Below are 11268 nucleotides of genomic sequence, written 5' to 3' on the forward strand. Positions count from 1 at the left end.
TTTTATATTCAGTAATATCTCTCGCAGTTAATAGCCGATTCAAGCTCAGACATAAGAAACCAAGCTAAGCTGAGGCTTTACTACAATTTTTACCTTCTCTGACTACCAACATTATGCTGCGCTTATTGCTTAGATTTCTCTATAAGCCATCAATGCAAAATAACCATCTCTCTTCATGTGATGCTCTGAATGGCCATCGATAAATAAGAGTATCTGACAACACTGTCGGCAGTCACACGACTAAAATTAGTTTCGTTGTTGATAGCTGTATATTTTTCACTCACCTTTAGCGGTCAAATTCGTGAGGTGATTAGTGCTAAAGCCCCGATTTTCCAATCACCTAAAACTCAAGCTATAATATTTGGCACAGAATACGACAGTTATAATTTAAGAAACCATGTCGAATAGGTAGTCAAGAAAAGCGAACAGTGAGGTTGGTAACTAAGTTATGGGTTAACGTCTACACAAATGGCAGCGCTTTGTTAAAACTCTTTTATGGCTAGTAAATCGATATCAAACCGTAGCCATCCGATATAAAAACTACTTGAGTAATGTCGCTATTAGTCAATTTTGGTTAACTTACACTCAAAGAACAATGACTATAGATATTCAACAAATCACACTGAGTTTAGAAGAAACGATTGAGCTGTTCAARATAAAAAATTTAATACAGTTAGCGTCTAGAACATTTTCTCAAGATGAGTAGTAGTAAATTAAAATGGTATTACACGATAGAAAATATTGAGAGCCTACTTAATCACCACAGTTCCTTACTCGCAACGAGTGTACTTTTATACAAATCACGAATAAAACAAAATATATCAATAATTTCAAACTGTCAGCAGCTCACTTTCCTGTTAGCCTATGTACCAATCAAAGGTCTTAAAAGTAAAGCATAAATTTTTGATAACCGCCCACTAATTACTGTATAATTCGCAAGTATGTTGAATTAAGAACAGTATATTTTTCACTCTTCTTATTTAAAGCCAATAGCATTAAGTAAACATTCTTTTTAACATCAAGAAATAGCGGTAATTACGTAGTTTTGGAAAAAGAGCATTTTATGAGGTGCTTGCTTTTTAGTCGATTCAGACTGAGCATAGTTTGGACATACCGGATCGACAATATAATTTAGATCGATCAAACACTCTAATCAGCACAATTTTGGGAGACTCTGACTTCAGAAATCCAAAGCGCAGTTGATAGAAATGTTTATGAACACAACATCTTTAGGATTGATATAAAAATGTTGTGTTCGCAGTAATTTACATTGAAACAGTCAAAACACACGGGAAATGACACAATGAGAAACGTTCGCTTAACTAAAGTAGCTGGCGCACTAGCTCTTGCACTTGGCGTATCAGTGAGTGCTTATGCTGCTGACACGTCATCTGCAATGCGTGGTAAAATTACAACGCCAACAGGTGAAGCCGCTGCAAACGTTAAAGTTACAGTTATTCACGAACCAACTGGAACAACAAGTACTTTTCTAACCAACGAGTCAGGTACGTTTATCGCAAAAGGCCTCCGTGTAGGTGGTCCTTATCGCGTAATCTTGGATTCCAACAAGTATTCAGATACACAACTTGACAATATTTATCTAGAGCTTGGTGATACTCACCGCCTAAATAACCAGCTTCAGCCATTACAACAAATAGAAAAAATCGAAGTCACTGGATATAAGCTAGTGCAACAAGCTGGTGGCTCAAGCAGTGTATTTGGTGCAGATACCATTGAAAACGTGCCTAGCTTCAATAATGATATCAAAGATATTGCACGCTTAAACCCACTAGCCAGTATCAATGGTAATGGCGAACTAACGATTGCGGGTAATAACCCAAGAACCAACGGTTTAACCGTTGACGGTATCGGTCAAAATGATGATTTTGGTCTAAACTTTGGTGGTTACCCAACGGCGCAACCACCTGTAGCACTTGATGCAATTGAACAGATCTCAGTTGATACCTCACCTTTTTCTGCTAAAAAAGGTAACTTTGGTGGTGGCACAATCAATGCGGTTACTAAGTCTGGCTCTAATGAATACACCTTTACTGGTTTCTACGAAACTAGCACACCAAGCCTTGCTGGTAAAATAGATAACATCTCAGAAGCCACATACAAAAAAGATGTAAAAGACGCTGATGGTAAAATAATCCACCGCGCAGGTTCTAACATTCTTGATGAAGATGGTCATAGAACTTATGAAGTGGCACGCACAGATCCTATCGTTACCGAAAAGCGTTTGGGCTTTAGTACTGGTGGTGCAATTATCCAAGACAAGCTATTTTACTTCGTAAACTACAACGCTTGGAAGCAAGAGATGGACATGGACTATGGTTTTGATGGTTCAGGTACAGCTCATGAGTTTGACGTTAATGAACAAGATTACCTAGACTTTGTAAATGCTTTAAACAGCGTATACGGTATTCAAGATGAGCTTGGCGGTAATCCTGAAGACACCAGCGATAGCGTTTTGATCAAGCTAAGCTGGAACATTTCAGATCTTCACCGTGCAGACTTTACTTACCAATGGCAAGATGAAGAAGATGCAAGAGGCTTCGCGACAGGTGGCGACACAGTATCAATGGCGTCAAGTCGTTATACCTATACGACCAAATTCGATAATTTCGCTGCCAAATTATACTCTGATTGGACAGATGATTTCTCGACAGAGGTTGGCCTTGCTTATAAAAACGTAACAAACGATAGCGTTACAAACTCAGATCTAGGCAATATTCGTGTAAACCTCTTCGGTGAGCGCGGTGCTGGCTTCCAATTTGGACGCGATAGATACCGTCATGTTAATGAGTCTGAAACCGAAACATACGCGTTTACACTTGATGCAACTTACCTAATGGGTGACCACGAGATTAACTTCGGTGGTCAGTACGAGAGCAAGCGTCTATACAACTTGTTCGGTGAAGACTCGAGAGGTAGCTGGACGTTTGGTAGCATAAAGGATTTTGAAAACAAAAAGCTATTCCTAAACAAGTATGATGACTACAAATTCTCTTATACCAATGCTTATACTAACGATGTCAATGACTTAGCTTATGATGCAACGCGTGAACAACTTGCGCTTTATATTGAAGATAAGTTCTATGTGACTGACGACCTTGAAATGACAGCGGGTGTTCGTTACGAACGCTTATCTTCAAGCGACAAGCCAACGTTAAATACTGCTTTTCAAGAAACGTATGGTTATACAAACCAAGAAAACTTGGACGGCGCAGATATCATTTTACCACGTATCGGCTTCAAGTTTTATGCCACTGAATCACTCACCATTAATGGTGGTGTTGGTCGTTTCCACGGCGGTATCCCAAATGTTTGGTTTAACAACCCATTCCAAAAAGACGGGTTAACGCAGGTTAGCGCAAACCAAGACGCAATCAACGATTACTTCGCTGGCGTTGAGCAAGTTGACTTCACTCGTGTGCCACAGCCAATTCAAGATTCTCTACAGCAAGGTGCTGGTAGCACAGCCTACACAGATCCAAACTTCAAGCTACCGTCAAGTATTCGTGCCCAAATTGGCTTCGAATATGACTTTGATTCTGAGCTTTTAGGCGACGGCTTCAAGTGGACAGCTGAGCTTGCTTATCACAATAAGCAAGATGAAGCGATTTGGAAGAATACTTCTATTACCCCTAAACTTGATGAAAACGGCGATATTGTTCGTTCTGCAACAGGTCGTATCATATATGAAAACAAGTACTCTGGTGAGTTAAGAGACAATTACGACATCATGATGACTAACGCTGATAAAGACGCACGTTCAGTCATCATTAGCACGGCTATTGCTAAAGAGTGGGATAACGGGCTTTATGTTTCAGCAAGCTATACTAACCAAGATGTTGAAGATGTATCACCTGGTAGTGCATCTCAAGCTGATGGAAACTATAAGCATGCAACCACGCACAGCCGTAACGTTGAGTTGGTTGGTCGCGGCCACTATGAAGTTGAGCACAGCTTCAAGTTAAATCTACGTTATACAACTGAATTCTTTGACGGTTACGCGTCTAAGTTTAACGTATTCTTTGAGCGTCGCTCTGGTCGCCCATTTAGCTATACAATGGGGTCTTATAATGACTATGACTTTGGTGATACTCGCGACTTTGCTGGTACCTCTGCATACTTAGCTTACATTCCATCAGGCCCAGATGACGCCAATGTAGATTGGAAAGAATCAAAGTACATGCCTTGGGAGAAATTAGAGACCTTACTTAACCGGGCAGGTATTACTGAGCGTGGCCAATTGCTTGAGCGTAACACAGGCACTCAACCTTGGGTAACTACTATGGATGTAAGCTTTAAGCAAGAGATCCCTGGTTTCTATAAAGAGCATAAAGGCGAGCTTTACATTATGATCGAAAACTTCGCTAACCTACTGAACAGTGACTGGGGTATAGAGAAGAAGCTAAGTTACTCTGATCAAGCTATTTATGACTTTGGTGGCTTAGAAAACGGTAAGCTCATTATCTCTCCTCGTTATAAGGGTGCAGATGTTCGTAACTACTCGACTATCGATAAAGGCGCGTCAGCATGGCAAGCTAAAATTGGTATTCGTTACACATTCTAATATCTAACACGTAATTAGATAATCTCCCAAAGGCCAACGATTGTTGGCCTTTTTTCGTTAATCAGCATTACTTGTATGACTGTTTACTAGTCTATTTTGAAGCACCGCTAACAGTTCAATAAATTTCTCTTTCTGCTCATCGCTAAAACAACTAAGTAGCTCAGCTTCCCAAGCCAATGCAAACGGCGTTAACGTTTGATAAAGCACTCTTCCTTGCTCTGTCACCGCAATAGTTTTTGCACGTTTATCACTTGAACTTACTAACATCTCTATCAACTTTCTGTCTTGTAACTGTTTGATCGCTCTCGAAACTGTCGATTTGTCCATATTTGCCAGTTCACAAATGTGCTTAGCGGTGCTCCCCTCCTTCTGTATTGCGTGAGATAACACCCGCCATTGTGGCTGAGTTAATTCTCCCTTTTGTTCATAGACGTGCGCAAAGTCACTGCTCACTTTTGTTGACAGTGAAACGAGCTGATACGGCAAAAATTCGTTTATATTCAGCAGCTTTTCATCATTTTTAGACATTATTCCACACTCCCAACTGTCACTATAGCTTTACAGGGCGACTAGATGACAAACATTGAAAATACTCTCACATGAGAGTATCTTACTATAAAACATTAAGGAGTCGAGACACATGAGCCAAGAACTTCAATATTTAACTGGGTTTGGTAATGAGTTTGAAAGTGAAGCATTGCCGGGCGCTTTACCTATTGGTCAATTTTCACCGCAAAAAGTAAAATACGACCTTTATGCAGAGCAATATAACACTACAGCATTTACAGCACCTCGTGCTGATAATCGTAGAAATTGGTTTTACCGTATTCGCCCCTCTGTTTTACAAGGGGAATACGAGGCCATTGATAATGGTTTACTGCGCACAGCACCAATAACTGAAGCCGTTACCCCCCCTTCCATGTTGCGCTGGAACCCTATCGAGGTACCACAAGAAAAAACAGACTTTATCAATGGCTTAGTAACGATGGCTGCTAACGGCAGTGCCAACGGACAAAGCGGGATAGGCATTCATGTTTACGTTGCTAACGCATCAATGGAGGGACGTTACTTTTATAATGCGGATGGTGAATTATTATTCGTCCCACAGCAAGGTGAACTCATTTTACATACAGAGTGCGGAAAACTCGCGATTAAACCAGGTGAGATTGCCGTTATCCCTCGTGGGATCAAGTTTAGAGTTGAGTTACTCAGCGATGCAGTGCGCGGTTATATTTGTGAAAACTACGGCAATCCCTACATCCTGCCGGAGCGAGGCCCCGTTGGCGCAAATGGTTATACAAACGAGCGTGATTTCCAATACCCAGTGGCTGCCTTTGAAGACATAGAAGGCGACTTTGAACTGGTTGCTAAGTTCAACGGTAATTTATTCCGCTGTGACATTGGCCACTCACCTCTTGATGTAGTAGCGTGGACAGGTAATAGCGCCCCATACAAATATGATTTAGCACGATTTAACGTAATGAACACCGTAAGCTTTGATCACCCAGATCCGTCAATCTTTACTGTGCTTACTTCTCCATCAGGCACACCAGGTGTTGCCAATGTAGACTTTGTGATCTTCCCACCGCGCTGGATGGTGGCAGAAAATACCTTCCGCCCTCCTTATTATCACCGGAATATCATGAGTGAGTTTATGGGGTTGATCGAAGGAGTCTACGACGCCAAAGAGCATGGCTTTGTACCTGGTGGCATGAGCCTGCATAACTGTATGTCTCCACATGGACCAGAAGCGGATGTCTTTGAAAAAGCAAGCAATGCAGAACTTGCACCGCAGCGTTATGAAAACACGCTCGCGTTTATGTTTGAGTCACGTTACATTATCTCTCCAACTAAGTATGCTTTAGAAGGCAAAGCGCGTCAGCCTAACTATGCTGATTGCTGGAAAGGCATTAAAAAGTACTTTAAAGGAGCATAAAGATTATGTTGAAACTCTATACTTATTTTCGCTCATCTGCGGCCTATCGAGTGCGTATTGCTTTAAATCTTAAAGGATTAGACCACGAGTTAGTCCCTGTAAACTTGCTTAAATCGGAGCAAAACGGCGAGGCATATTTAAGTAAAAATGGTCAAGGGTTGCTTCCAGCACTAGAAACTGAGCATGGCGTTCTTGCACAGTCTTTAGCAATACTGGAGTGGTTGGAAGAAACGCAAAGCGGCCAAGCTTTGTTACCACAAGACCCATGGCAAAAAGCGCAGGTAAGAAATTTTTGCTATGCCATCGCTTGTGATATCCACCCTATTGATAATTTACGTGTACTTAAATACTTATCAAACGAGCTAGGCGCATCTGACGACCAGAAAAACGAATGGTATCGTCACTGGGTTATCGAGGGCTTTAAAAAGCTAGAGCCTATGATAGGCGACGGTCAATTTTGCTTTGGTACAGAGCCTACACTAGCCGACGTTTGTTTGGTGCCACAAGTATTTAATGCGCTGCGTTTTAAAGTGGATATGACTGCATTTCCTAAGATCGCCCGAGTATATGAATATTGCAATACGCTAAGCGCGTTTTCTGATGCTGCGCCTGAAAATCAATTAGACGCACAATAAGGCTATTAAAAAGAGTGATATGCTGAGCATATCACTCTTTCAATTAAACGAATGTTTGTTATTTCAGTGCGCTATAGACATGGTCAAAGTGACCAATAAGGTCATGACCCAGATCAGTCAAATATCCCCCGTCAGGACTGTCAATGACCCCTTTTTCAAATAGCCGCACCGCCGCACCTTGCACACCTTCTGGCGCACTGCTATGAATTTTTATTCCCTGATGCAAACTATGTCTTGGAAATCTAGCTAGTAAGGTCAATTCATCCAATAATTTTTGGTCTAAAGCCATTGTCATTTTTCCTTATTCTTCTATAGTCATTTAACACTCTAGTTCAAAAAACTAAATTTGATGAAGTTTTTAATTTGTTTAATCGCTGTTAATTTGATCTCACTGCCGATTTTGGCTGCAACGCCCGCTGATTTAAGGTTGTATACAGAAATACCAAAGGAAGTGTGCTGGTATGAAGGTAAATCATATAGCGAAGGCGCACTGTTGTTACAGTTTGATATGCTGTTTGTCTGTGCCACAAAAAAATACAACGAAGATAACAGTAAACTTATGTGGGTAAAAGCTGACGCATCTGGTACGCCAATTAGACCTGAAATTTCAAATAAAATTAGGGTAAACTAGGTGTAATATCTCAAGTTATATAGAAGTAGAAGATGACAACCCAAGCAAATAACCCCCTTCACGGTATCAAGTTAGAAGAAATTATTGTAAAACTTGAACAGCAGCTAGGCTGGAAAGAAATGGCAGCCGCCGTAGATATCAACTGCTTCAAAGATAATCCAAGCGTTAAATCTAGTCTCAAGTTTTTGCGCCGCACACCTTGGGCAAGAGCCAAAGTGGAGCAGCTGTATCTAGATACATTTCACGGCTTTCAGTGGCCAGAGATAAAAAAATAATCCGTTTTCTTCAAGCTTATTTGGCTGAATAAAGCGCGTTGTAGGTTTCCTGAAGTTTCTCAAGGATGTGTTTGGGAACATTTTTATTACAGGCTAAGTAAAGTGACGTATTAAACTTATCTAAGGTATATACCGGCTCAAGTAATTGAGCCGTTTGCTCTTTTGCACTTCGAAATCGAAACTGAGCATCACTTAGTATCACCAAGTCAACAAAGTCTTTTCGCGCTTTGAGTAGTTCAAAAACCTTGTCAAAGGAGTTAATCAGGATCAGCTGCCTTCCCTCTTGAAAACCATGTTCCATTAAAAACTGGTGGCTAAAATTATCCCGGATCACTGCAGTTCGATAAACTTGTGCGTCCTCTAATTTATTCAACTTGATTTTGCTTTCACGTAGCGCATAAAAAGATGTGGAAAAAGTATCAATTGGAAATACCCAGTTAAACTCATTTTCGCGAATGGTATTTCTGGCTGTTGAAAATACGCAGGTATCTTCTTTTCTTAATGCGGCATTATAGGCTGCAGGCCATGAAAGTACGTTGATGGTGTAATCCACGCCAGCGCCATCAAGCACGGCCCTAACTTTATCCGCAGAGCGACCAATCAACTCTCCTTTTTCATTAAGGTATTGGAAATCAGGAAAGTTCTCAGTGACAATATTTAGCGTATAGGCAAGCGCACTGAAACTCATCAGTAAAATACAAAGACCAATTGAGTATACACCCATCTGAAACTCTCCCCATAGCTACTTGAATAATATAGTCTTAACTTAAAGGTTGAGCAATTTTTAAAGAGGCTGAATGGTTTTTTTGAAAAGCGTATTATGGGTAACTTATTGAAGTGAATGAGTGATAGACATGGATCCCCACGCCTATCACAGAGCTGTTTAGTTACTTAATTGCGTTAGCTGTTGTTGATAGCATCAATTAAAAATGCACTCAACTTGGCACCTTCTTTGAGCGTCGTTTCTGAGCTTGTTTGACCAACGAGGGAGCTATCGGTAAATGGTGCAATTTCCATCATGTCTGCACCTGTGATTTTAAACTCGCCTCGCAGCGCTTGTAGAATTAGCATCGCTTCGTCTGGAGTCATACCACCCGCTTCTGGAGTACCTGTTGCAGAAGCAAATTCTTCATCTAGTGCATCAATATCGAAGCTGACATAAAGTTCTTCAACGCCATCAGCCTTTAACTGTGTAATAACTTCTTCAACAATCGTTTGTGCACCACGCTCCCTAATTTCATGAGCCCAATGCTGCTTAACACCAAACGTTGACTCCCAATGAGATTTAGGTTTGCCACTAGAGCGGATCCCAAATTGCACTAAGTGGTGTGGTGCAGGCAGGAACTCAAGGATATGCGTACACCAAGAGCCAAAACATAAATCGATACCTAAGCGTTCGACAAGTAAATCCGTATGGGCGTCAAAATGAATAATTGCTGTTTTTACACCGCGAGCACGCTTTGCTTTAAGATACGCTTTTGTTAATGGGTAGCTGATTGAGTGGTCACCACCAATACCAAACACACCTTTATCTGGATAATTTTCGTAAAAACCATCACAAACATCTTCTGTAATAGATAGAGGTGACACGTAATATTCACTCTCAGGATCCGCATAAAGTGCTTTTTGACAGTTGCTGATCGTGCTTTCATTCAAGTATTTATCATGAAGTAAATGTGGAATAACACGCACATCTCCAAGGTCAAACGCATTCGTTTGCGGCTGCTGCTCAATTAATGTCGAGCGCAAAAATAACGGACCCCAGTTGGCACCGCGTAAAATTCCACCACCACAATCTGAACTAATCCCAAGAATTGCCGCTTTATGCTCACTTTCGCCAAGCTGTTCTAGCGATGTTTTCCAAAGAGCATCAATACCTTCTGTTTGCCCGTATAGCTTTTGTCTTAGCGCATCTTTTCTTTCTTTCGCTGTGTTTACTGTAAACACACCATCTCCCGGTGGGCATAAACAGTGCTCAAGTTTTTTATGGAATTGTTTTTTGCTCTCAGACATCGCTATCCCCTCTTAAGTGCATAATCATGCGATCCAGAAAAACCTTCTCCATTACGCATTGTAGTGTGCGTCACATTCAAAATACGGTCGATTTAAAATGCGTAAAAACCATAAATTCAAAATAAAAAACCTTATAATTCATAGGGTTTCATTGATTTCAAACTTAGTTTTTGGAAGGCTTTACCTGTTCGTTAGGTCGTTGTTGCAGCACATATAACAGGTTCAAATAGGAAGTCAACCACAGTACCAACAATGCTCGTTGGCGCTGCGGTTGTTTATTCATAGAGGGCGTTTAGTTATTCGTAGTGGCGTGGAACTTTTGTTTTAATTACAGCGATATAGCCATGCCAACTTGCGTACGCTAGTAACGGCATAATAACGATAAAACCAGCAGTCCCAGTTGCAAATCCTAGCATCACCAAAAACACTAATATACCGCACCATACCACCATAGCGCCGACATTCTCTTTTACCGCATGCATTGAACTGATTACCGCAGTCATGATATCGACTCGACGCTCCATCATTATTTGTGGGGTAAATGCTGAGATTGCAAATACGCAAACCAATAAAATGCCCCCCACAATTGAGCCGAGAGCTAAAAACGCCGAAAGCTGTTCAAACGTTGGGTTAGGAACATTAGGATATAGCGCATGAATGAGTGCTGCCAAGCGCATCCAAACGATCATAATGACCATTAGTAGCACCGCAAATCCCCATTCACCAGCGGGATTGCGAAACATAGATTTAAGGCTATGTGTTAACGTTGGTTTATGACCCTTTTCTAACTCCCACGCGACATCATACAAACCCGCTGCGAAAGCAGGTCCAATAAGTGCGAAGGCGACCGCAGCAGGCAAAATAACCAGATGAGTTCCTGATTGATATACTAACCACATGATAAAGGCGGGGATCAAGGTAAAAATAAGTCCATACACTAGGCTAAGTAATGGCGCATTCGCAATATCTTTAAAGGCTAATGCGAGCCAGTGAAACGGTGCCATGACCGGGACTTTGTTGCACTCAAAGCAACGTGCAAATTCGTTGTCTTTATTTATAGAATGTGTAGCAGGCATAACCATTCCTCATTGTTGCTCTCATGTTAAGGTTTAGTGGAACATCGACAATCCCGCAAGCTATTGTGAGTTATAATACTAACCGCTTTAATTCTCCAACCAATTTGAAGGGTAAATTAT

10 protein-coding genes are annotated in these 11268 nt (G+C 41.1%); 5 read left to right on the forward strand and 5 right to left on the reverse strand.

Annotation, left to right across the window (positions count from 1 at the left end; translation table 11 throughout):
• Window positions 1-1303 precede the first annotated feature (1303 nt).
• The gene (locus L1D50_RS17180) at window positions 1304-4582 is read left to right on the forward strand and encodes a TonB-dependent receptor (protein WP_239966470.1); all 3279 of its coding nucleotides are present in this window, start codon (window positions 1304-1306) and stop codon (window positions 4580-4582) included.
• A 57-nt stretch (window positions 4583-4639) separates the two neighbouring features.
• On the opposite strand, the gene L1D50_RS17185 is transcribed toward L1D50_RS17180, so the two are convergent.
• Complete coding sequence (locus tag L1D50_RS17185; RefSeq protein ID WP_128726645.1) at window positions 4640-5110, reverse strand: MarR family winged helix-turn-helix transcriptional regulator; 471 nt, start codon at window positions 5108-5110, stop codon at window positions 4640-4642.
• 112 nt (window positions 5111-5222) lie between these two features.
• Here L1D50_RS17185 and hmgA point away from each other — a divergent pair, with 112 nt between their 5' ends.
• Window positions 5223-6518, forward strand: coding sequence for a homogentisate 1,2-dioxygenase (hmgA, locus tag L1D50_RS17190; RefSeq protein WP_128726646.1), 1296 nt, complete (start codon window positions 5223-5225; stop codon window positions 6516-6518).
• Between the two features lie 8 nt (window positions 6519-6526).
• A complete protein-coding gene (maiA, locus tag L1D50_RS17195) occupies window positions 6527-7153 on the forward strand; it encodes a maleylacetoacetate isomerase (RefSeq protein WP_193554566.1) in 627 nt (208 codons plus the stop codon).
• Between the two features lie 58 nt (window positions 7154-7211).
• On the opposite strand, the gene L1D50_RS17200 is transcribed toward maiA, so the two are convergent.
• A complete protein-coding gene (locus L1D50_RS17200; protein WP_128726648.1) occupies window positions 7212-7442 on the reverse strand; it encodes a TIGR02647 family protein in 231 nt (76 codons plus the stop codon).
• 60 nt (window positions 7443-7502) lie between these two features.
• Between L1D50_RS17200 and L1D50_RS17205 the strand changes: the two genes are divergently transcribed.
• Window positions 7503-7784, forward strand: a complete 282-nt coding sequence (locus L1D50_RS17205) for a DUF1496 domain-containing protein (protein ID WP_128726649.1) — start codon at window positions 7503-7505, stop codon at window positions 7782-7784.
• A gap of 32 nt (window positions 7785-7816) precedes the next feature.
• Window positions 7817-8059 (forward strand): VF530 family protein, encoded by a 243-nt coding sequence (locus L1D50_RS17210; RefSeq protein WP_239966471.1) that lies wholly within the window; start codon window positions 7817-7819, stop codon window positions 8057-8059.
• Between the two features lie 16 nt (window positions 8060-8075).
• Here L1D50_RS17210 and L1D50_RS17215 read toward each other — a convergent pair whose 3' ends face one another.
• From L1D50_RS17215 to L1D50_RS17225, 3 genes are all read right to left on the reverse strand, one after another.
• Window positions 8076-8783, reverse strand: coding sequence for a transporter substrate-binding domain-containing protein (locus L1D50_RS17215; protein ID WP_128726651.1), 708 nt, complete (start codon window positions 8781-8783; stop codon window positions 8076-8078).
• A 176-nt stretch (window positions 8784-8959) separates the two neighbouring features.
• Window positions 8960-10072, reverse strand: coding sequence for an arginase family protein (locus tag L1D50_RS17220; protein WP_239966472.1), 1113 nt, complete (start codon window positions 10070-10072; stop codon window positions 8960-8962).
• Window positions 10073-10368: 296 nt separating this feature from the next.
• Window positions 10369-11148, reverse strand: a complete 780-nt coding sequence (locus tag L1D50_RS17225) for a DUF2189 domain-containing protein (RefSeq protein WP_138521367.1) — start codon at window positions 11146-11148, stop codon at window positions 10369-10371.
• Between the last annotated feature and the right edge of the window lie 120 nt (window positions 11149-11268).

This window comes from Pseudoalteromonas sp. Isolate6 (assembly GCF_022398435.1).
Classification (GTDB): domain Bacteria; phylum Pseudomonadota; class Gammaproteobacteria; order Enterobacterales; family Alteromonadaceae; genus Pseudoalteromonas; species Pseudoalteromonas galatheae.

Coding starts and splice junctions, on each gene's coding strand:
- L1D50_RS17200 (WP_128726648.1), bottom strand. CDS start 7,442: ATGGCTTTAGACCAAAAATTATTGGATGAATTGACCTTACTAGCTAGA.
- L1D50_RS17225 (WP_138521367.1), bottom strand. CDS start 11,148: ATGCCTGCTACACATTCTATAAATAAAGACAACGAATTTGCACGTTGC.
- L1D50_RS17220 (WP_239966472.1), bottom strand. CDS start 10,072: ATGTCTGAGAGCAAAAAACAATTCCATAAAAAACTTGAGCACTGTTTA.
- L1D50_RS17215 (WP_128726651.1), bottom strand. CDS start 8,783: ATGGGTGTATACTCAATTGGTCTTTGTATTTTACTGATGAGTTTCAGT.
- L1D50_RS17180 (WP_239966470.1), top strand. CDS start 1,304: ATGAGAAACGTTCGCTTAACTAAAGTAGCTGGCGCACTAGCTCTTGCA.
- L1D50_RS17205 (WP_128726649.1), top strand. CDS start 7,503: ATGAAGTTTTTAATTTGTTTAATCGCTGTTAATTTGATCTCACTGCCG.
- L1D50_RS17210 (WP_239966471.1), top strand. CDS start 7,817: ATGACAACCCAAGCAAATAACCCCCTTCACGGTATCAAGTTAGAAGAA.
- L1D50_RS17185 (WP_128726645.1), bottom strand. CDS start 5,110: ATGTCTAAAAATGATGAAAAGCTGCTGAATATAAACGAATTTTTGCCG.
- hmgA (WP_128726646.1), top strand. CDS start 5,223: ATGAGCCAAGAACTTCAATATTTAACTGGGTTTGGTAATGAGTTTGAA.